2 protein-coding genes (1 of these 2 only partly in view) are annotated in these 23,828 nt (G+C 71.6%); both read left to right on the top strand.

The features are described from left to right. Window positions 1-3,291, top strand: partial view of an amino acid adenylation domain-containing protein gene (locus tag ACZ6TD_RS09075; RefSeq protein WP_471352393.1) — the final stretch only. Its footprint begins 7,560 nt before the window's first position; only the last 3,291 of its 10,851 coding nucleotides appear in the window; the start codon falls outside the window, past its left edge; its stop codon occupies window positions 3,289-3,291. Continuing rightward, window positions 3,288-23,828 carry a non-ribosomal peptide synthase/polyketide synthase gene (locus tag ACZ6TD_RS09070; protein WP_471352392.1) on the top strand — a complete coding sequence of 6,847 codons (20,541 nt, stop codon included), beginning with the start codon at window positions 3,288-3,290 and terminating at the stop codon, window positions 23,826-23,828. The genes ACZ6TD_RS09075 and ACZ6TD_RS09070 overlap by 4 nt, the downstream gene beginning before the upstream one ends.

Raw genomic sequence — 23,828 nt, 5'->3', positions numbered from 1 at the left:
GGGGAGGTGGAGCGGGGTCGGGTGGTGGAGGAGTGGAATGCCACGGAGGCCGCGCTGTCTGGTGGTTCGGTTGTGGAGCGGTTTGAGGGGTGGGTTGGGGTGGCGCCGGGTGTGGTGGCGGTGCGGTGTGGTGGTGAGTCGGTGTCGTATGGGGAGTTGGATCGGCGGGCGAATCGGTTGGCGCGGTTGTTGAACGCCACCGGTGTCGGTCGGGAGTCGCGGGTTGCGCTGTGTCTGCCACGGTCGGTGGACATGGTGGTGGCGGAGTTGGCGGTGTGGAAGGCCGGTGGTGCGTTCGTTCCGTTGGATCCGGAGTATCCGGCGGATCGGCTGGGGTTTGTGATCGCGGACAGTGGCGCGGAGGTGGTCCTGGGTGCGTCGGAGAGTTTGGCCGAGGTGCCGGTCGGTGGTGCCCGTGTTGTGCGTATGGAGGAGGCGAGCGGCTTCTCCGCTGAGCCGCTGGGGACGGTCATTGTGCCGGGTCAGTTGGCGTATGTGATCTATACGTCGGGTTCGACGGGGCGGCCGAAGGGTGTGGCCGTCGCGCATGGCGGTGTGGTGAATCTGGCGGAGGCGATGCGTCCGGTGTTGGGGATGGACGCGGGTGTGGTGGCGTTGCAGTTCGCGTCGTTCAGTTTCGACGCCGCTGTTCTCGATGTCGTCGTCACCCTTGCGGCCGGCGGAACTCTCGCGGTGGCGAGTGCGGAGGAGCGTAAGGATCCGCGGGCGCTGTCGGAGATGGTCGGTCGGTGTGGGGTGCGGGTGGCGAGTGTGGTGCCGTCGCTGCTGGGGGTGCTGGATCCGGATGCTGTGCCGGGTGTGAGTAATTGGGTGTTGGGTGCGGAGCGGTTGAGTGCGGAGCTGGCTGGTCGGTGGTCGGCGGGTGCGCGGGTGTGGAACACCTACGGTCCGACCGAGGCCACCGTCATCACCACGGCCACCGCCATGCCCCTCGATTCCGGGCTGGGTACGGCACCACCGATAGGCCGCCCTCTGCCCAACAGCAAGGTGTTCGTGCTGGACGCCTTCCTCAGGCCGGTCCCCGTAGGCGTCACGGGCGAGGTCTATATCGCCGGTGCCGGTCTGGCCCGGGGCTATATCGGTCGGCCGGGGCTCTCCGCGGAGCGTTTCGTCGCGTGCCCGTTCGCTGTCCCGGGTGGGCGGATGTATCGCAGTGGTGACCTGGCGAAGTGGACCGCCGAGGGTGATCTGGTCTTCGCGGGGCGGGTCGATGAGCAGGTCAAGGTCCGTGGTTTCCGTGTCGAGCCCGGTGAGATCGAGGCGGTGATAGCCGCCTGTGAGGGTGTGGGGCAGGTTGCGGTGGTGGTCCGCGAGGACGGGCCGGGGGACAAGAAGCTGGTCGCGTACGTGGTCCCCCACGGCGAACTGGACGTGGCGGCCGTGCGGGAGTTCGCCGCTGGGCGGTTGCCGGAGTACATGGTCCCGGCGGTCGTCGTGCTGGACGCGCTGCCGCTGACGGTCAACGGCAAGCTGGACCGTGCCGCGCTCCCCGCCCCCGATGCCACAGCCACCGTGGCGGGCCGGGGTCCGGCCACCCCGACCGAAGAGATCCTCTGTGGGCTCTTCGCCGAGGTGCTCGGCCTCGATGAGGTGAGTGCCGACGCGTCGTTCTTCGAGCTCGGCGGTGACTCGATCATGTCGATGCTGCTGGTGTCGAGGGCGCGTAAGGCCGGTCTGGTGGTGAGCGCCCGGCAGGTGTTCGAGCGACGGACCCCGGCGGACCTCGCAGCGGTGGCCCGTGATGTGGCCACCGCTGATGACCTGGAGGGGAGCGGCGATCCGGGCACCGGCGAGGTGCCGTTGACCCCGGTGATGCATGAGTTGCTGCACCGGGCCGGAGCAGAGCGCATAGCCGGCGTGTTCCAGTCGACCGTGGTGATGGTTCCGGCGGGGATGCGGCTGGAGACGCTGACCGCTGCCGTTCAGGCGGTGGTCGATCACCACGACATTCTGCGGGCCCGACTGGACACCGAGCCCGAGCCCCGCCTCCTCGTCCCCCTGACCGTATCCGTGGCCCCGTGGGTGCACCGGGTCGACGCGAGCGGGGCCGGGGCCGACCTCGCGAGCCTGATCGCCGAGCAGTCGCGGGCGGCAGCGGATCGGCTCGACCCGCAGGCCGGGGTGATGGCGCAGGTGGTCTGGTTCGACCTCGGCCCGGGTACCCCAGGGCGGCTCCTGTTCATCGTCCACCACCTCGCCGTGGACACGCTCTCCCTCCGCGTCCTCATCCCGGACCTCGCCCAGGCATACGCGGACCTGGCCGCCGGCCGTGAGGTCGTGCTGGAGCCCGTGCCCACCTCCTTCCGGCACTGGGCCCGCGCACTGGAGACCGAAGCCACCGGTCAACCGCGGCTCGCCGAACTCCCCGCCTGGACCCGACTGCTGCGCGGCTCCGACGTGCCACTCGGTGAGCGCCCCCTGGACCCGGCCCGTGACGTGGGTGCCACGCTGCGGCGGGTCTCCGTGACGGCCTCGGCGGAGCTCACCGCCACCCTGCTGACGGCGGTCCCGGCGGCCTTCCACGCCGGGATCGACGATGTGCTGCTCACCGCCCTCGCCTCCGCCGTCGCGGAGTGGCGGCGGCATCGCGGGCAGGGCGCGGAGGGCGGGGTCCTCGTGGACGTGGAAGGCCACGGCCGGACGTCCGGAGGTCTCGACCTGGCCCGTACGGTGGGCTGGTTCACCAGCACGTACCCCGTACGGCTCGACCCCGGGACGGTGGACTTCGCCGGGTTGCGCGGCGGCGGGCCGGTGGCGGGACGGGCCGTCAAGCACATCAAGGAACAGCTCCGTGCCGTCCCGGGCGATGGCCTCGGCCACGGCCTGCTCCGCTATCTCAACCCCGCGACCGCGCCCACCCTCGCCGCGCTGCCCACCGCCCAGATCGGCTTCACCTACCTGGGCCGCCTCGCCGACGGGACGGCGGAGCGGACGACTGCCGCCTGGTCCGCCGCCCCCGAAGGCGGTCTCGGCGGCGGAGTGGGCGACGAGGTCCCGCTGGCGCACGCCCTGGAGGCCGTCGGCCTGGTCCGCGACCTGCCGGACGGCCCGCTGCTCACGTTGACACTCGCCTGGCCCCAGCACCTCCACCACACCGACGACATGCGACGACTCGCCGATGGCTGGCTGGCGATGCTCACCGGCCTCGCCACCCACACCACCGGCTCCGGCGGCGGCCACACACCGTCGGACTTCTCACTCATCACGCTCGACCAGAGCCAGATCGACGCGCTCGAAGCGGAACTCGCGGACAAGGGGGGAGCACGATGACTCAGATGCGAGTCCAGGACGTCTGGCCGCTGTCGCCGCTGCAGGAGGGCCTGCTCTTCCACGCGGTGTACGACGAGCGGGGCATTGACGTCTATGTCGAGCAGCTCGTGCTGGACCTGGAGGGCAAGCTGGACCCCGTAGTGCTGCGGGACGCCTGGCTGGCGCTGCTCGACCGGCACGAGAGCCTGCGCGCGGGCTTTCGGCAACTGGCCGGGGTTGCGCAGCCGGTGCAGGTCATCGCCCGGGGCGTGACCCTGCCGTGGCGGGAGGAGGACCTGTCCGGGCTGGACGCGGCAGTGGCCCGGGCGGAGTCGGAGCGGCTGGGGATCGAGGAGCGGGAGCGGCGTTTCGATCTGGCGGTGCCGCCGCTGCTGAAGGTGTTGCTGGTCAGGGTCGGGCCGGATGAGTACCGGATGATGGTGACGCTGCATCACATCCTGTTGGACGGCTGGTCGCTGCCGGTGCTGATGCGGGAGTTGTGGACGTGTTACGAGGCCGGGGGCAGCGCTCGTGGTCTGCCGCCCGTCACCCCGTACCGCGACTACCTCGCCTGGCTCGCCCGCCAGAACAAGGAAGCCGCGCGGGATGCGTGGCGACGGGAGCTGGCGGGCGCGGACGAGCCGACGCTGGTGGCACCGGCCGGACAGCCCACTGTCCCGGTGGCCTCCGGCAAGGCGGCCACCGACGCCGGGGCGGAGCTCGCCGGCCGGCTGCGGGATCTCGCCCGCCGCAACGGCCTGACCCTGAACACCGTGATCCAGGCGGCCTGGGCCGTCGTGCTCGGTCGGCTCACCGGCCGCCGAGATGTGGTGTTCGGAGCGACGGTGGCGGGGCGCCCCGCCGACCTGCCCGGCATGGAGAGCATGCTGGGGCTCTTCATCAACACACTGCCCGTACGCGTGCGCCTGGACCCGGCATGTACGGTCGCCGAGCTGCTCACGGAGGTGCAGGACCGGCAGTCGGCACTGCTGGACCACCAGCATCTGAGCCTCACCGAGATCCAGCGGCAGGCCGGGCCCGGCGCGACCTTCGACACCATCATGGCGTTCGAGAACCACCCCATCGGGGCGCAGGACTCCACGGCGGCGGCCGCTGGGCTGCGGATCACCGGCACGGCCATGCGCGAGTCCACCAACTTCCCGCTGTCGCTGGGCGTCCACCCGACGGAGGAGCTGCGGCTGCGGCTGGACTACCGCCCGGACCTGTTCGACCCCGAGGCCGCTCAGGGGCTCCTGGACCGCTTGGTGCGGGTGCTGGGGCAGATGGCGGCCGATCCGGAGACGCTGGTCGGTCGGCTGGATGTGCTCGGCGAGGCGGAGTGGTCGCGGGTGGTGGCGGAGTGGAATGCCACCGAGACCACACTGCCCGGCGGTTCGATCGTGGAGCGCATCGAGGCGCGGGTTGCGGCGGCGCCGGATGTGATGGCGGTGCGATGCGGCGAACAGGAGGTCTCGTACGGCGAGTTGGACCGACGGGCGAATCGCTTGGCGCGGCTTTTGACCGAAGTCGGCATCGGTCCGGAGTCGCGGGTCGCGCTGTGTCTGCCACGGTCGGTGGACATGGTGGTGGCGGAGCTGGCGGTGTGGAAGGCCGGTGGGGCGTTCGTTCCGCTGGACCCGGAGTACCCGGCCGACCGGTTGGGCTTCGTGATCGCGGACAGTGGCGCCGAAGTGGTCCTCGGTACGGCCGACTGCCTCACCGATATCCCCCTCGGTGACGCCCGCGCCATCCTTTTCGAGGGCGCCGACGCCTTCTCGGCGGAGCCGCTGGGGACGGTCATTGTGCCGGACCAGTTGGCGTATGTGATCTATACGTCGGGTTCGACGGGGCGGCCGAAGGGTGTGGCCGTGGCCCATGGTGGGGTGGTGAATCTGGCTGAGGCGATGCGTCCGGTGCTGGGGATGGACGCGGGTGTGGTGGCGTTGCAGTTCGCGTCGTTCAGCTTCGACGCCGCCGTCCTCGACGTCGCCGTCACCCTCGCCGCCGGTGGCACCCTGGCCGTCGCCACCTCCGCCGAGCGCAACGATCCGCGGGCGCTGGCGGAGATGGTCGGTCGGTGTGGGGTGCGGGTGGCGAGTGTGGTGCCGTCGCTGCTGGGGGTGCTGGATCCGGATGCTGTGCCGGGTGTGAGTAATTGGGTGTTGGGTGCGGAGCGGTTGAGTGCGGAGCTGGCTGGTCGGTGGTCGGCGGGTGCGCGGGTGTGGAACACCTACGGGCCGACCGAGGCCACCGTCATCACCACGGCCACCGCCACTCCGCTGGACGCCACGCTGGAGGAGGCCCCGCCGATCGGCCGTCCCCTCCCCAACGCCCGCGTGTATGTGCTTGACGCGTTCCTCAGGCCGGTGCCTGTGGGTGTCACGGGCGAGGTGTACATCGCCGGTGCCGGTCTGGCCCGGGGCTATATCGGTCGGCCGGGGCTCTCCGCGGAGCGTTTCGTCGCGTGCCCGTTCGCTGCCCCGGGTGGGCGGATGTATCGCAGTGGTGACCTGGCGAAGTGGACGGCCGATGGTGATCTGGTCTTCGCGGGGCGGGTCGATGAGCAGGTCAAGGTCCGTGGTTTCCGTGTCGAGCCCGGCGAGATCGAGGCCGTCCTCAGCGGCCACCCGGCCGTGGCCCAGGCCGCCGTGGTCATCCGCGAGGACCGCCCCGGGGACCGGCGCCTCGTCGCCTATGTGGTGCCCGCCGGTGAGCTCGACCCGGCGGCCCTGCGCCGCCTCGCCGCCGACCGGCTGCCCGAGTACATGATCCCGGCCATCATGCCCCTCGACGCGCTCCCGCTCACCGTCAACGGCAAGCTGGACCGCGCCGCCCTCCCCGCCCCCGACACCGCCGGCACCCCCGAGGGCCGCGCGCCCGCCACCCCCACCGAGGAGATCCTCTGCGGGCTCTTCGCCGAAGTCCTCGGGCTGAACCAGGTGGGCGCCGACACCTCCTTCTTCGAGCTCGGTGGCGACTCCCTCCTCGCCATGCGGCTCATCGCCCGCATCCGCCCCGTCCTCGACAGCGAACTGCGCATCGCCGACCTGTTCGCCACCCCGACCGTCGCCGACACCGCCCGCCGGATCGACGCCGAGCACGGCGACGCGCGGCCACCGCTGGAGCCACAGCCGCGCCCCGAGCACCTGCCGCTGTCGTACGGGCAGCAGCGGATGTGGTTCCTCAACCGGCTCGCGACCACCGGCCAGGGCGCAGGGGACGCCGAAGGCGCCGAGGGGGCAAAGGGCGCCGAGAGGGCAGAGAGGGCAGAGGCCGGTGGGGGCGCCGCGGGCGTCTACAACATGCCCCTCGCGCTACGCCTCTCCGGCCACCTCGACACCGGCGCGCTGGAAGCCGCCCTCGCCGACGTCGCCGACCGCCACGAGAGCCTGCGTACGGTCTTCCCGGAGACCGACGGCGTTCCGCGACAGCGGGTGCTGGACGGCCCCGCGGCGCATCCGCCACTCGTGGTCGTCGACCTCCCCGCGGACCAGGTCGAATCGGAGCTGAGCGCGCACGCCGGCCGCGGCTTCGAGCTCAGCACCGAACTGCCCTGGCGAGCACGGCTGTTGGTCACCGGACCCACCGAGTACGTGCTGCTCATCGTGGCGCATCACATCGCGGCCGACGGCTGGTCGATGGGTGTCCTCGCACGGGACCTCAGCACGGCCTACGCCGCCCGTCGGCAGGGCCGGGCGCCGGTGTGGGAGCCGCTGCCGGTGCGGTACGCCGACTTCGCCCTCTGGCAGCGGCGGCTGCTGGGGGAGCGGGGCGACGCGGACAGCCTGCTGAGCGATCAGCTCACCTACTGGCACGACGCCCTCGCCGACGCGCCGCAGGAGCTGGCGCTTCCGGCCGACCGGCCGCGTCCGGCGGTGTCCTCGTACGCGGGCGGCCTGGTCCCCGTCCGCATCGACGCGGCCACTCACGCCCGTCTGGTCGGGCTCGCGCAGCGTGGCGGGGCCACGGTGTTCATGGTCGTGCACGCCGCGCTGGCGGCGCTCCTCGCCCGGATGGGCGCGGGCACGGACATCCCCATCGGCACGGCCACCGCGGGCCGTGGCGACGCCGCGCTGGACGGGCTGACCGGCTTCTTCGTCAACACGCTCGTGCTGCGCACCGACCTGAGCGGCGACCCCGCCTTCACCGAACTCCTGGCCCGGGTGCGGGAGACCGACCTGGCCGCGTACGCCCACCAGGACGTGCCCTTCGAGCACCTCGTCGAGGACCTCGCGCCGTCGCGCTCGCTGTCCCGCAACCCGCTGTTCCAGGTCATGCTGTCGCTGCGGAACGTCCCGCCCGCGCGGTGGGACCTGCCCGGCCTCCAGGTCCGGCCCACCCCGCCCGGCTCCCTCGCCGCCCGCTTCGACCTGTCCGTCGACCTGTCCGAACACCGCGAGGAGGACGGCAGTCCGGCCGGAATCGGCGGCGACATCTTCTACGCCACCGAGCTGTTCGACGAGGCCACCGTCCAGGCCCTGGCCCGGCGGCTGGCGGCGGTGCTGGAGCAGATCGCCGCCGACCCCACCGTGCCCCTCAGCCGGCTGCGGATCCTCGACCCGGCCGAGCGGCGCACCGTCGTCCAGGACTGGAACCACACGGCCCGGACCGTGCCGGAGGGCACGCTGGCCGAGCTGTTCGAGGCACAGGTGCGGCGGACCCCCGACGCCCTGGCCGTCGTCGGGGCGGAGCACGGCCTGACGTACGCAGAGCTGGAGGAGCGCGGCAACCGGCTGGCACACGAGCTGATCGCTCGTGGCATCGGCCCCGAGGACCTGGTCGGCGTGGCCATGGAGCGGTCCGTCGAGCTGATGGCCGTGCTGCTGGCCGTGGTCAAGGCGGGCGCGGGCTATCTGCCCATAGACCCCCGGTATCCGGCGCGGCGGATCGCGTTCATGCTGGCCGACGCCCGGCCGAAGCTGGTGCTGTGCACGGGAGGGACCGAGGCCGTGCTGGGCGCCGACACGCCGCCCCGCCTGGTCCTCGACGCCCCGGAGGTGACCGCCGCGCTGGCGACACGCCCGGCCACCGCCCCCGGCGACGCCGACCGCGTCCGGCCGCAGCGGCTGGCACACCCCGCGTATGTCATCTACACCTCCGGCTCCACCGGCACCCCGAAGGGCGTCGTGGTCACCCACGGCGGAGTGGGCAGCCTGGCGGCGAGCCACATCGCCCGGTTCGGGTCCGGGCCCGGCGCACGCGTCCTGCAGTTCGCCTCGCCCAGCTTCGACGCCGCGTTCGCCGAGTTCTGCACCGCCCTGCCCGCCGGGGCCACCCTCGTCATGCCGGACCGGGACATGCTGCCGCCGTACGGTTCGCTGGCCGACGTCGCCGCCGAGTTCGGCGTGACACACCTGACCGCGCCGCCGTCCGTGCTCGCCGTCGCCGACGAACTGCCCGCCACCGTGACCACCGTCGCGGCCGCGGGCGAGGTGTGCCCGCCCGCGCTGGTGGCGCGGCTGGCGCCGGGACGGCGGATGCTGAACGCGTACGGCCCCACCGAGGCCACCGTCTGCGTCACCCTGAGCGACCCGCTCACCCCGGCAGCCCACGCCGACGCCCCGGTGCCGATCGGACGGCCGCTCGAGAACGGGCAGACGTATGTCCTGGACGAGTTCCTGCAGCCCGTCCCCGCCGGTGTCACCGGAGAGCTCTACCTCGCCGGCCCCGGCCTGGCCCGCGGCTATCTCGGCCGCTCGGCGCTGACCGCCCAGCGCTTCGTGGCCTGCCCGTTCACCGCCGCCGACGAACCCGGCGCCCCCGGCGGGCGGATGTACCGCACCGGGGACCTGGCCCACTGGACCCCCGACGGCCAACTCGTGGTCGTCGGAAGGGCCGACACCCAGATCAAGATCCGCGGCTTCCGGGTGGAGCCCGGCGAGATCGAGGCAGTCCTCGCCACCCACCCGGCCGTCCGCCGGTCCGCCGTCGTGGTCCGCGAGGACCGCCCCGGGGGCCGCGAAGACCGCCCCGGGGACCGCCGGCTCGTCGCCTACGTCGTCCCCGGCGAGGATGCGGACACGGCCGGACTGCGGGAGTACGTGGCCGAGCGGCTGCCGGACCACATGGTCCCCGCCGCGGTCGTCACCCTGGACGCCCTCCCGGTCACCGTCAACGGCAAGCTGGACCGCGACGCCCTGCCCGCCCCCGACTACGCGGGCCTGACCGGCCGCCGCGCCCCCGCCACCCCCATCGAAGAGGCGCTGTGCGGGCTGTTCGCCGACATCCTCGGCCTCGACCAGGTCGGCGTCGACGCCTCGTTCTTCGCGCTGGGCGGCGACTCCCTGCAGGCCATGCGGCTGATCGCCCGGATCCGCGCCGTCCTGGACGCCGAGCTGAGCATCCGGCAGCTTTTCGCCGAGCCGACCGTTGCCGGAGTCGCCCGGCAGCTCACCGGCGGGGGCGGTGTGCGGCCCCCGCTCACGCCGCGGCCCCGGCCGGACGTCGTACCGCTGTCGTTCGGGCAGCGGCGGATGTGGTTCGTCAACCAGATGGAGGAGGCCCAAGAGGGCGGTGAGGCCGCGTACAACCTGCCGCTGCGCTACCGCGTCTCCGGCGACCTCAGCCTGCCCGCGCTCGAAACCGCCCTGGGCGACCTCGCCGACCGGCACGAGAGCCTGCGCACGGTCTACCCCGCGACGGACGGCGTGCCGCGCCAGCACGTCCTCGAACCCTCGGCCGGACGCCCGCGCATGGTCGTCCTCGACACCCCCGCCGACCGGGTCGAGCAGGTGCTCGCCGAGCAGACCGAGGAGCGCTTCGACCTCAGCGCCGACCTGCCGTGGCGGATCCGGCTGCTGAAGACCGGCCCCGCGGAGTACGTCCTGCTGATCGTGGCACACCACATCGCGGTGGACGGCTGGACGATGGACCTGCTGCTCAAGGACCTGGAAGTGGCGTACGCCGCCCGCCGCCAGGGCCGGGCGCCGGTGTGGGAACCGCTGCCGGTGCAGTACGCCGACTACGCGCTCTGGCAGCGCCGTCTGCTCGGCGACCTGGACACCCCCGACAGCCTGATCTCCGCCCAGTTGGACCACTGGCGGCGGGCCCTGGCCGACGCGCCCCAGGAGCTGACACTTCCGGCCGACCGCTCCCGGCCCGCCGTGTCCTCGCACCGTGGCGGGGCGGCCGGGATACGGATCGACGTGCCCACCCATGCCCGGCTCGTGGAACTCGCCCGACGCGGCGACGCCACGATGTTCATGGTCATACACGCCGCGCTGGCGCTGCTGCTGTCGCGGATGGGCGCGGGGAAGGACCTTCCGATCGGCACGGCGGTCGCGGGGCGTGGCGACGCGGCCCTGGACGGGCTGGCCGGTTTCTTCGTCAACACGCTGGTCCTGCGGACCGATGTGAGCGGTGACCCGACCTTCGCGGAGCTGCTGTCCCGGGTCCGGGAGACCGACCTGACCGCCTACGCCCACCAGGACCTGCCCTTCGAGCACCTCGTCGAGGAACTCAACCCCACCCGCTCACTGGCCCGGCATCCTCTGTTCCAGGTCATGCTCTCCGTGCAGACGATGCCGCCCCAGGAGTGGACACTGCCGGGCGTCCAGGTGCGCCCGATGACACCCGGGGCCGCGGCGGCCCGGGTCGACCTGTCGCTGACCCTGGCGGAACACCGAGACGGCGAGGGCAACCCGGCGGGGATCGACGGCGATCTGCTGTATGCCACGGACCTCTTCGACGAGACCACCGCGCACGCGATGGCGGAGCGGCTGGTGCGGGTGCTGGAGCAGGTCGCCTCGGACCCGGTGGCTCGGGTGAGCGAGGTCGAGGTGCTGGGGTCTGGGGACCGGGCGCGGGTGGTGGAGGAGTGGAACGCCACTGATCGGGTTGTGCCGGTGGGGCCGTTGGGTGAGCTCTTCGACGCGCGGGTGGCTGTCTCTCCGGATGCGGTGGCGGTGGTGGGTGTGGGTGGTGAGGAGTGGTCGTACGCGGAGTTGGGGGAGCGGTCGGATGGGGTGGCGGGTGTGTTGGCCGCGCGGGGTGTGGGGCGGGGTGACGTGGTTGCGGTGGTGTTGGAGCGGTCGGTCGAGGTGGTGGCGGTGTTGTTGGGGGTGGTGAAGGCGGGGGCGGGGTTCGTTCCGGTGGATCCGGCGTATCCGGTGGAGCGGATCGGGTGGATGGTCGGGGATGCGGGGGCGGTGCTGGTGGTGTGCTCGGAGGGGACTCGGGGGTTGGTTCCGGCTGGGGTGGAGTGTGTGGTGTGGGGTTCGTCGGATGTGGTGGCGGAGTGTGTGCCTGGGGTGTCGGTGGGTGTTGATGATGTGGCGTATGTGATTTATACGTCGGGTTCGACGGGGCGTCCGAAGGGTGTGGTGGTGACGCATCGTGGCCTGGGGAATCTGGCGGCTGCGCAGATCGAGCGGTTCGCGGTGGGTGCTGATGCGCGGGTGTTGCAGTTGGCGTCGTTGAGTTTCGACGCGGCGGTGTCCGAGATGTGTATGGCGTTGTTGTCGGGTGCTGCGCTGGTGGTGGTGGGTGCGGACTGGTTGCCGCCGGAGCGGTCGTTGGGTGAGGTGGTGGCGGAGTTCGGCGTTACACACGCGACCGTCCCGCCGTCGGTGTTGGCGGCGGTGGAGGAGTTGCCGGAGAGTCTGGGGACGCTGGTGGTGGCGGGTGAGGTGTGTCCGCCGGGGCTGGTGGAGCGGTGGGCCCCTGGACGGCGGATGATCAATGCGTACGGCCCGACCGAGGTCACCGTATGCGCCACGATGAGCGCGCCGCTGGAGCCGTCCGGCCCGGCGCCGATCGGCCGTCCGATCGCCAACTCCGCTGTCTACGTACTGGACGAGCATCTGCGGCCGGTCCCCGTGGGTGTGCTGGGCGAGCTGTATGTGGCAGGGCCGGGGCTCGCGCGTGGCTATCTCGGCCGTCCCGGGCTGACCGCGGAACGCTTCGTAGCCTGCCCGTTCATGCACGGGCGGATGTATCGCACCGGCGACCTCGCCAAGTGGACCGGAGACGGCCAACTCGTCTTCGGCGGGCGTGCGGACGACCAGGTCAAGGTGCGTGGCTTCCGTGTCGAGCCGGGCGAGATCGAGGCCGTTCTCGCTGGACACCGGAGTGTCGGCCAGGCGGCCGTCGTCGTACGGGAGGACCGCCCCGGCGACAAGCGGCTCGTGGCGTACGTCGTCCCCGACGGGGACGCGGACGTGGACACCGCCGGGCTGCGGGAGTACGTGGCCGAGCGGCTGCCGGACCACATGGTCCCCGCCGCGGTCGTCACCCTGGACGCCCTCCCGGTCACCGTCAACGGCAAGCTGGACCGCGCCGCCCTCCCCGCCCCCGACTTCACGGACGTCGCCGAGGGGCGCGGCCCGGCCACACCCACCGAGGAGATCCTCAGCAGCCTCTACGGCGAGGTCCTCGGCCTGGAGTGGGTCGGCGCCGACGCCTCCTTCTTCGAGCTGGGCGGCGACTCCCTGCTCGCCATGCGGCTCATCGCCCGCATCCGCGCCGTCCTCGACGCAGAGGTCAGCATCGGCGACCTGTTCGCCACACCCACCGTCGCCGGCGTAGCCCAACTGGTGGGCGAACTGGGCGGCGAGTCCCGCGCGCCGCTGACGCCGCGGCCGCGGCCCGAGGCGCTGCCGCTGTCGTTCGAGCAGCAGCGGATGTGGTTCCTCAACCGGCTCGAAACCACCGGCGAGGGGGCCGCGTACAACCTCCCCCTGGCCCTGCGACTCTCCGGCGACCTCGACATCCCCGCGCTGGAAGCCGCCCTCGGCGATGTCGCCGACCGGCACGAGAGCCTGCGCACGGTCTTCCCGGAGACCTCGGGCGTCCCCCGCCAGCAGGTTCTGCACGGTGCGGCGGGCCGACCCTCGCTGACGGTGGTGCACACCGCCGCGGACGAGGTGTCCGGGCAGCTCGCGGCGTACGCGAACCAGCCGTTCGACGTCCGTAGCGAACTCCCTTGGCGGGTACGGCTCTTGGTGACCGGCCCCGCCGAGTACGTCCTCATGGGCGCCGTCCACCACATCGCCGCCGACGGCTGGTCGATGGGCGTCCTCGCGGGCGACATCGGCACCGCCTACGCGGCCCGGCGCGCGGGCCGACTGCCCGGGTGGGAGCCCCTGCCGGTGCAGTACGGGGACTACGCCCTGTGGCAGCGCGAGGTGCTCGGCGACCTCGGCGATCCGCAGAGTGTCATCAGCGGGCAACTGGACTACTGGCGGCGGACGCTCGCCGGTGCGCCGCAGGAGCTGGACCTGCCGACCGACCGGCCCCGACCCGCGGTGTCCTCCTTCACCGGTGGCGAAATGCCGTTCGAGGTGAACGCGGAGACCCACGCTAGGCTGGTGGAGCTCGCCCAACGCGGCCGGGCGACGATGTTCATGGTGATGCACACGGCGCTGGCGGTTGTGCTGTCGCGGATGGGTGCGGGTACGGACATTCCCATCGGCACGGCGACCGCGGGGCGCGGTGACGCGGCGCTGGACGGGCTGGCCGGTTTCTTCATCAACACCCTGGTGCTGCGCACCGACCTGAGCGGCGACCCGTCGGTCACCGAACTGCTGGCCCGGGTGCGGGATACCGATCTGGCCGCGTACGCGCATCAGGATGTGCCGTTCGAGCGGCTGGTCGAAGACCTCAATCCCACCCGGTCGCTGGGCCGGCACCCGCTGTTCCAGGTGTCGCTCACCATGCAGAACCTGCCGCAGGGCCGTCGGCCGTGGGAGCTGGCCGGGCTGGAGGTGAGCGGTCTTCCGGCCGTCTCTCCGGCGGCCCGGTTCGATCTGTCGGCGACGGTGGCCGAGCGCCGCGACGAGGAGGGGGCGCCGACGGGGCTGATGGGCTCGCTGCTCTACGCGACGGATCTGTTTGACGAGGGCACGGTGCGGTTGTTGGCGGGGCGGTTGGTGGGGGTGTTGGAGCAGGTGGCGGCTGATCCTGGGGTGCGGGTCAGTGGGATTGATGTGTTGGGGGAGGGTGAGCGTTCGCGGGTGGTGGGGGAGTGGAATGCCACTGAGCGGTCGGTGCCCGGGGTGTCGCTGGTGGAGTTGTTCGCCGCGCGAGCGGCTGCCTGCCCGGACGCGGTGGCGGTGGTCGGCGCCGGCGGCGAGGAGTGGTCGTACGCGGAACTCGGTGAGTGGTCGGATCGGGTGGCGGGTGCGTTGGTGGGGCGGGGTGTGGGTCGGGGTGATCTGGTGGGTGTGGTGATGGAGCGGTCGGTTGAGTTGGTGGTGGTGTGGCTGGGTGTGGCGAAGGTGGGGGCGGGGTTTGTGCCGGTGGATGTGGGGTGGCCGGTGGCGCGGCGGGGGTTGGTGTTGGGGCAGGTGGGTTTGGTGGTGGCGGATCGGGGGTTGGGTGTGCCGGGTGCGGTGGTGGTGGATGAGTTGTTCGGTGGGTTGGATGGGGCGCCGGGTGTGGTGGTTTCGGCGGAGGACGTGGCGTATGTGATGTTCACGTCGGGTTCGACGGGTGTGCCGAAGGGTGTGGTGGTCAGTCATGGTGCGGTGGCCGCGTTGGTGGGGGATGGGTGTTGGAGTGCGGCGGCGCGGGGTCGGGTGTTGATGCATGCGCCGCATGCGTTTGATGTGGCGGTGTTTGAGGTGTGGGTGCCGTTGGTCAGTGGTGGGCGGGTGGTGGTGGCGCCGCCGGGCCGGCTGGATGCGGCGGTGTTGGCGGGTTTGGTGGAGGCGCATGGGCTGACGGCTGTGCATGTGACGGCTGGGTTGTTCGGTGTGCTGGCGGAGGAGTCGCCGGAGTGTTTGTCGGGGCTGGCGGAGGTGTTGACCGGTGGGGATGTGGTGCCCGCGGGTGCGGTGGCTCAGGTGAAGGCCGCTTGCCCGGGGATCGAGGTCCGGCATTTGTACGGTCCGACCGAGGCCACTTTGTGTGCTACGACGTATGCGGTGGCTCCTGAGGTGGTGGCTCCGGCGGTGTTGCCGATCGGTCGGCCGCGGGACAACACCAAGGCGTTCGTCCTCGACGAGCACCTCAACCCCGTACCCGTCGGGGTGAGGGGCGAGCTCTATCTGGCCGGAGCAGGACTCGCCCGTGGATACCTGGGACACCCTCGCCTCACGGCGGAGCGCTTCGTAGCGTGCCCGTTCACGGGTGGGCGGATGTATCGCACGGGCGACCTGGCGCGGTGGACGGCTGACGGTGAGTTGGTGTTCGCGGGTCGGGTGGATGAGCAGGTGAAGATCCGTGGTTTCCGGGTGGAGCCGGGTGAGATCGAGGCCGTGCTCGCCGCGCACGAGAGTGTGGGTCAGGTCGCGGTCATCGTCCGTGAGGACCGGCAGGGCGACAAGCGCCTCGTGGCCTACGTCGTAGGCAGCGGCGACGGCGAGAGTGATCTGACCGGGCTGCGGGAGTACGTGGCCGAGCGGCTGCCCGAGTACATGGTCCCGGCGGCCGTGATGGCCATGGACACTCTCCCGGTCACCGCCAACGGCAAGCTGGACCGCGCCGCCCTCCCCACCCCCGAGTTCGGTGGCGCCACCGGGCGTGGCCCCGCCACTCCCGTCGAGGAGATCGTCGCCGGGGTCTTCGGCGAGGTGCTCGGGCTGGACCGGGTGGACGCGGAGGCGTCCTTCTTCGAGCTGGGCGGCGACTCCCTGCTCGCCATGCGGCTCATCGCCCGTATCCGCGCCGTCCTCGGGGCGGAGCTCACCATCGGGGAGCTCTTCGCAGCCTCCTCGGCCGCCGGCGTGGCCCGGCTGGTCGACGCGGCAACCGGCCAGACGCACGCTGCGCTGACGTCGCGGCCCCGGCCGGAGGTGCTGCCGCTCTCGTACGAGCAGCAGCGCATGTGGTTCCTCAACCAGCTCGAAGGCGCCGGCGAGGGCGCGGCGTACAACCTCCCCCTGGCCCTGCGGATGTCCGGGGAGCTGGACCTCGCGGCGCTGGAGGCCGCGCTGGGCGACGTCGCCGACCGGCACGAGAGCCTGCGCACGATCTACCCGGCGAGCGAAGGTGTCCCGCGTCAGCAGGTGCTCGAAGGCGCCGCGGGCAGGCCGCCGCTGGTCGTGGTGGACACCACCGAGGACGAGATCGACGACGCCCTCACCACTCACGTGGGCCGCGGCTTCGATGTCAGCGTCGATCTGCCCTGGCGGATCCGGCTACTCAGGACCGGCCCCACGGACTACATCCTGCTGATCGTGGCGCACCACATCGCGGTGGACGGCTGGTCGATGGGCGTCCTCGCGGGCGACATCGGCACCGCCTACGCGGCCCGGCGCGCGGGCCGACTCCCGGGCTGGGAGCCCCTGCCGGTGCAGTACGCGGACTACGCGCTCTGGCAGCGCGAGGTGCTCGGCGACCTCGGCGATCCGCAGAGTGTCATCAGCGGACAGCTTGACCACTGGCGGCGGACGCTCGCCGGCGCACCGGAGGAGCTGGACCTGCCGACCGACCGGCCCCGACCGGCCGCGCCGACGTTCCGCGGACGCACCCTGCCGGTGGAGGTGGACGCGGAGACCCACGCCCGGCTGGTGGAGCTGGCACGGCGTGGCCGGGCGACGATGTTCATGGTCGTACACGCGGCGCTGGGGGTTCTGCTGTCGCGGATGGGTGCGGGTACGGACATTCCCATCGGCACGGCGACCGCGGGCCGTGGTGACGCGGCGCTGGACGGGCTGGCCGGTTTCTTCGTCAACACGCTGGTGCTGCGCACCGATCTGAGCGATGACCCGGGCTTCGATGAGCTGCTGGCCCGGGTGCGGGAGGCCGATCTGGCCGCGTACGCGCATCAGGATGTGCCGTTCGAGCGGCTGGTCGAGGACCTCAACCCGACTCGATCGCTCGCCCGAAACCCGCTGTTCCAGATCATGCTCGTCCTCCAGAACCTGCCCGCCTCCCAGGGCCGGTGGAATCTGCCCGGGTTGCGAGTCGGACCAGTGGAGGCCACCTCGCAGGAGTCCACCGCGAAGTTCGACCTGTCGCTGACCCTGGCCGAACGGCGCGACGGCGAAGGCGATCCGGCCGGGCTCGTGGGTGGGCTGTTGTATGCGACGGATCTGTTTGACGAGGGCACGGTGCGGTTGTTGGCGGGGCGGTTGGTGGGGGTGTTGGAGCAGGTGGCGGCTGATCCTGGGGTGCGGGTCAGTGGGATTGATGTGTTGGGGGAGGGTGAGCGTTCGCGGGTGGTGGGGGAGTGGAATGCCACTGAGGGTTCGGTGTCCGGGGTGTCGTTGGTGGAGTTGTTCGCGGCGCGAGCGGCTGCCTGCCCGGACGCGGTGGCGGTGGTCGGCGCCGGCGGCGAGGAGTGGTCGTACGCGGAACTCGGTGAGTGGTCGGATCGGGTGGCGGGTGCGTTGGTGGGGCGGGGTGTGGGTCGGGGTGATCTGGTGGGTGTGGTGATGGAGCGGTCGGTTGAGTTGGTGGTGGTGTGGCTGGGTGTGGCGAAGGTGGGGGCGGGGTTTGTGCCGGTGGATGTGGGGTGGCCGGTGGCGCGGCGGGGGTTGGTGTTGGGGCAGGTGGGTTTGGTGGTGGCGGATCGGGGGTTGGGTGTGCCGGGTGCGGTGGTGGTGGATGAGTTGTTCGGTGGGTTGGATGGGGCGCCGGGTGTGGTGGTTTCGGCGGAGGACGTGGCGTATGTGATGTTCACGTCGGGTTCGACGGGTGTGCCGAAGGGTGTGGTGGTCAGTCATGGTGCGGTGGCCGCGTTGGTGGTGGATGGGTGTTGGAGTGCGGCGGCTCGGGGTCGGGTGTTGATGCATGCGCCGCATGCGTTTGATGTGGCGGTGTTTGAGGTGTGGGTGCCGTTGGTCAGTGGTGGGCGGGTGGTGGTGGCGCCGCCGGGTCGGCTGGATGCGGCGGTGTTGGCGGGTTTGGTGAGGGTGCATGGGCTGACGGCTGTGCATGTGACGGCTGGTTTGTTCGGTGTGCTGGCGGAGGAGTCGCCGGAGTGTTTGTCGGGGCTGGCGGAGGTGCTGACCGGTGGGGATGTGGTGCCCGCGGGTGCGGTTGCTCAGGTGAAGGCTGCTTGCCCGGGGATCGAGGTCCGGCATTTGTACGGTCCGACCGAGGCCACTTTGTGCGCGACGACGTATGCGGTGGCTCCTGAGGTGGTGGCTCCGGCGGTGTTGCCGATCGGTCGGCCGCGGGACAACACCAAGGCGTTCGTCCTCGACGAGCACCTCAACCCCGTACCCCCGGGCGTCAAGGGCGAGCTCTATCTCGCGGGCTCCGGGCTGGCTCACGGCTACCTCGGTCGGCCGGGGCTGTCGGCGGAGCGCTTCGTAGCGTGCCCGTTCACGGATGGGCGGATGTATCGCACCGGCGACCTGGCGCGGTGGACGGCCGAGGGTGAGTTGGTGTTCGCGGGGCGGGTGGATGAGCAGGTGAAGATCCGTGGTTTCCGGGTGGAGCCGGGTGAGATCGAGGCCGTGCTCGCCGCGCACGAGAGTGTGGGTCAGGTGGCGGTCATCGTCCGTGAGGACCGGCAGGGCGACAAGCGCCTCGTGGCCTACGTCGTAGGCAGCGGCGACGGCGAGAGTGGCCTGACCGGGCTGCGGGAGTACGTGGCCGAGCGGCTGCCCGAGTACATGGTCCCGGCGGCCGTGATGGCCATGGACACTCTCCCGGTCACCGCCAACGGCAAGCTGGACCGCGCCGCCCTCCCCGCTCCCGACTTCGCCACTACCACCTCCGGCCGGGGCCCGGCGACGCCGACCGAGGAGATCCTCTGCGGGCTCTTCGCCGAGGTGCTGGGTCTGGAGCGGGTCGGCGCGGAGGACTCGTTCTTCGCACTCGGCGGCGACTCCCTGCTCGCCATGCGGCTCATCGCCCGCATCCGGTCGGTGTTGGACACCGACCTCGGGATCGGCAAGCTGTTCACGGCGCCGACCGTGGCCGAGGTCGCCCGGTTGCTCGACGCCCGCGCGGACGGCACCGCCCGGACCGCGCTGACGCCGCGGCCGCGCCCGGAGGTGCTGCCGCTCTCGTACGCCCAGCAACGGATGTGGTTCCTCAACCGGCTCGAAGGCGTCGGCGAAGGTGCGGGCTACAACCTCCCCCTGGCGCTGCGAATATCGGGAGACCTGGACATCGCCGCCCTGGAGGCCGCGCTGGGCGACGTCGCCGACCGGCACGAGAGCCTGCGCACGATCTACCCCGAGACGGACGGCGAGCCACGGCAGCAGGTGCTGGAGGGCGCGGCGGGTCGGCCGCCACTGATCGTCGTGGGGACCACACCGGACGAGCTCGGCGCGACACTCGCGGCGCACTCCGGGCGTGGCTTCGAGCTGAGCGCCGATCTGCCGTGGCGCATCCGGCTGTTGGCGACGGGGCCCATGGAGTACGTGCTGCTGATCGTGGCCCATCACATCGCGGTGGACGGCTGGTCGATGGGCGTGCTCGCCCGGGACATCGGCGTGGCGTACGCCGCCCGTCGGGCGGGCGGCGCGCCGGGGTGGGAGCCGCTGCCGGTGCAGTACGCGGACTACGCGCTGTGGCAGCGCGAGGTGCTGGGCGATATCGAGGACCCCGACAGCGTGATCAGCGGCCAGCTGGACTACTGGCGCGCGGCCCTGGCCGACGCACCCCAGGAGCTGACGCTGCCGACCGACCGGCCGCGCCCGCCCGCGTCCTCATTCCGGGGCGGCACGGTGCCCCTGCACGTGGACGCCGAGACCCACGCCCGGCTGGTGGCGGCCGCCCAGCAGGGCAACGCCACCATGTTCATGGTCGCCCAGGCCGCACTGGCCGTGCTGCTGACGCGGCTGGGCGCGGGCACGGACATCCCCATCGGCACCGCGATCGCCGGCCGCGGTGACGAGGCCATGGACGCCCTGGCCGGGTTCTTCGTCAACACGCTGGTCTTGCGGACGGACGTCAGCGCCGACCCGACCTTCAGCGAGGTGCTGGCGCGGGTGCGGGAGACCGATCTGGCCGCGTACGCGCATCAGGACGTGCCGTTCGAGCGGCTGGTGGATGTGCTGAGCCCGGAGCGGTCGCTGGCGCGCAACCCGCTGTTCCAGGTCATGCTGGCGCTGCAGAGCGCCGCGCCGGAGAAGTGGGAGCTGCCCGGCCTGGAGGTCGACACGCTTCCGTCGACCGCGGACCCGGTGGCCCGCTTCGATCTGTCGGTGACGCTGATCGAGCACCGTGATGGTGCGGGGGTGCCGGCGGGGTTGGGTGGGGCGTTGCTGTTTGCGGTGGATTTGTTTGATGAGGGTACGGCGCGGGGGTTGGTGGAGCGGTTGGTGCGGGTGTTGGAGGCGGTGGCGGCGGATCCGGGGGTGCGGGTCAGTGAGATCGATGTGGTGGGGGAGGTGGAGCGGGTTCGGGTGGTGGAGGAGTGGAATGCCACGGAGGCCGCACTGTCTGGTGGTTCGGTTGTGGAGCGGTTTGAGGGGTGGGTTGCGGCGGCGCCGGATGTGGTGGCGGTGCGGTGTGGTGGTGAGGCGTTGTCGTATGGGGAGTTGGATCGGCGGGCGAATCGGTTGGCGCGGCTTCTGGCCGATGTCGGTGTCGGTCGGGAGTCGCGGGTTGCGCTGTGTCTGCCGCGGTCGGTGGACATGGTGGTGGCGGAGTTGGCGGTGTGGAAGGCCGGTGGGGCGTTCGTTCCGTTGGATCCGGAGTATCCGGCGGATCGGCTGGGGTTTGTGATCGCGGACAGTGGCGCCGAGGTGGTCCTGGGTACGGTCGACTGCCTTGATGGCGTCCCGCTCGGCGGTGCGCGCGTGGTCCTTCTCGAGGGTGCCGATGCCTTCTCGGCGGAGCCGCTGGGGACGGTCATTGTGCAGGGTCAGTTGGCGTATGTGATCTATACGTCGGGTTCGACGGGGCGGCCGAAGGGTGTGGCCGTCGCGCATGGCGGTGTGGTGAATCTGGCTGAGGCGATGCGTCCGGTGTTGGGGATGGGCGCGGGTGTGGTGGCGTTGCAGTTCGCGTCGTTCAGTTTCGATGCGGCTGTTCTCGATGTCGTTGTCACGCTCGCGGCTGGTGGGACTTTGGCGGTGGCGAGTGCGGAGGAGCGTAGGGATCCGCGGGCGCTGGCGGAGATGGTTGGTCGGTGTGGGGTGCGGGTGGCGAGTGTGGTGCCGTCGCTGCTGGGGGTGCTGGATCCGGATGCTGTGCCGGGTGTGAGTAATTGGGTGTTGGGTGCGGAGCGGTTGAGTGCGGAGCTGGCTGGTCGGTGGTCGGCGGGTGCGCGGGTGTGGAACACCTACGGTCCGACCGAGGCCACCGTCATCACCACGGCCACCGCCACTCCGCTGGACGCCACGCTGGAGGAGGCCCCGCCGATCGGCCGTCCCCTCCCCAACGCCCGCGTGTATGTGCTTGACGCGTTCCTCAAACCGGTGCCTGTGGGTGTCACGGGCGAGGTCTATATCGCCGGTGCCGGTCTGGCCCGGGGCTATATCGGTCGGCCGGGGCTCTCCGCGGAGCGTTTCGTCGCGTGCCCGTTCGCTGCCCCGGGTGGGCGGATGTATCGCAGTGGTGACCTGGCGAAGTGGACGGCCGATGGTGATCTGGTCTTCGCGGGGCGGGTCGATGAGCAGGTCAAGGTCCGTGGTTTCCGTGTCGAGCCCGGTGAGATCGAGGCGGTGATAGCCGCCTGTGAGGGTGTGGGGCAGGTTGCGGTGGTGGTCCGCGAGGACGGGCCGGGGGACAAGAAGCTGGTCGCGTACGTGGTCCCCCACGGCGAACTGGACGTGGCGGCCGTGCGGGAGTTCGCCGCTGGGCGGCTGCCGGAGTACATGGTCCCGGCGGTCGTCGTGCTGGACGCGCTGCCGCTGACGGTCAACGGCAAGCTGGACCGTGCCGCGCTCCCCGCCCCCGATGCCACAGCCACCGTGGCGGGCCGGGGTCCGGCCACCCCGACCGAAGAGATCCTCTGTGGGCTCTTCGCCGAGGTGCTCGGCCTCGATGAGGTGAGTGCCGACGCGTCGTTCTTCGAGCTCGGCGGTGACTCGATCATGTCGATGCTGCTGGTGTCGAGGGCGCGTAAGGCCGGTCTGGTGGTGAGCGCCCGGCAGGTGTTCGAGCGACGGACCCCGGCAGAGCTGGCGCTCGTGGCCGGTGATGCTTCTGCTCCCGGTGGCCTGGAGGGGAGTGGCGACCCGGGCACGGGTGAGGTGCCGTTGACGCCGGTCATGCATGAGCTGCTGGAGCGGGCCGGAGCAGAGCGTATAGGCGCGGTGTTCCAGTCCACGGTGGTGGTGGCCCCGGCGGGGACGCGGCTGGAGACGCTGACCGCTGCCGTTCAGGCGGTGGTCGATCACCACGACATTCTGCGGGCGCGGCTGGAGACCGAGCCCGCCGCCCGCCTCCTCGTCCCCCCGACCGCGTCCGTGGCACCTTGGGTGCACCGGGTCGATGCGAGTGGGGCGGGGGTTGACCTCGAGCGCCTGATCGCCGAGCAGTCGCGGGCGGCAGCGGATCGGCTCGACCCGCGAGCGGGGGTGATGGCGCAGGTGGTCTGGTTCGACCTCGGCCCGGACACCCCCGGACGGCTGCTGATCCTCCTCAACCACCTCGTGGTGGACGGCGTCTCCTGGCGCGTTCTCGTGCCCGATCTGGCCGAGGCGTACACCGAGCTGGCCGCCGGCCGTGAGGTCGTGCTGGAGCCCGTGCCCACCTCCTTCCGGCACTGGGCCCGCGCACTGGAGACCGAAGCCACGGGCCGGCAACGGCTCGCCGAACTCCCCGCCTGGACCCGGCTACTTGACGGCCACGACCCCCTCCTCACCTCGCGGCCGGTGGACCCGGAGCGGGACCTCGGCGCCACCGTCCGGCAGCTGTCGGTGAAGGTGTCCACGGAGGTCACATCGGCGCTGCTGACCAGCGTGCCGACGGCGTTCCACGCGGGCGTTGACGACGTACTGCTGACCGGCCTGACCGCGGCGTTGGCCGAGTGGCGCCGCGGCCAGGGGCAGGACACGGCCGGGGTCCTGCTGGACCTCGAGGGCCACGGCCGGGCCCCGCTGGCGGAGGGCGTGGACCTGACGCGCACGGTCGGCTGGTTCACCAGCAGCTACCCGGTGCGGCTCGACGTCGGCTTCATCGACGTCATGGAGCTGCGCTCCGGCGGGGCCGCGGCGGGACGGGCCATCAAGCGCGTCAAGGAACAGCTCCGTGCCGTCCCCGCCGATGGGCTCGGCTACGGGATGCTCCGTCATCTCAACCCCGAGACCGCGCCCGCCATTGCCGCGCTGCCCACCGCCCAGATCGGCTTCAACTACCTGGGCAGGTTCCCGGGCCAGCAGAACCAGAGCAAACAGGGTCAGCAGCCCGCCGAGCAACATGCCTGGCAGACCGCCGGCGACGGTGGCCGGGGCGGCGGTGCCAACGACCGGATCCCGGTCATGCACGCCCTGGAGGTCATGGGCGTCGTCCACGACCTGCCCGACGGCCCCCAGCTCACCCTCATCGTGTCCTGGCCGTCCGGGCTGCTGGCGGAGTCGGCCGCCAGGAGCCTGCTGGACGGCTGGGCCGCGATGCTCACCGGACTGGCCACGCACACCACGGATGTCGGAGCCGACACCGGTATCGGTGGCCACACCCCCTCCGACTTCCCGCTGGTGGACATCAGCCAGAGCGAGTTGGACGAGTTCGAAGCGACAGCGCAGCAGATGGACGAAGGAGCTTGA

Source organism: Streptomyces yongxingensis, assembly GCF_055597465.1.
Note: the sequence above shows the minus strand (reverse complement) of the source record. Positions and strands in the feature narration are given on the sequence as shown.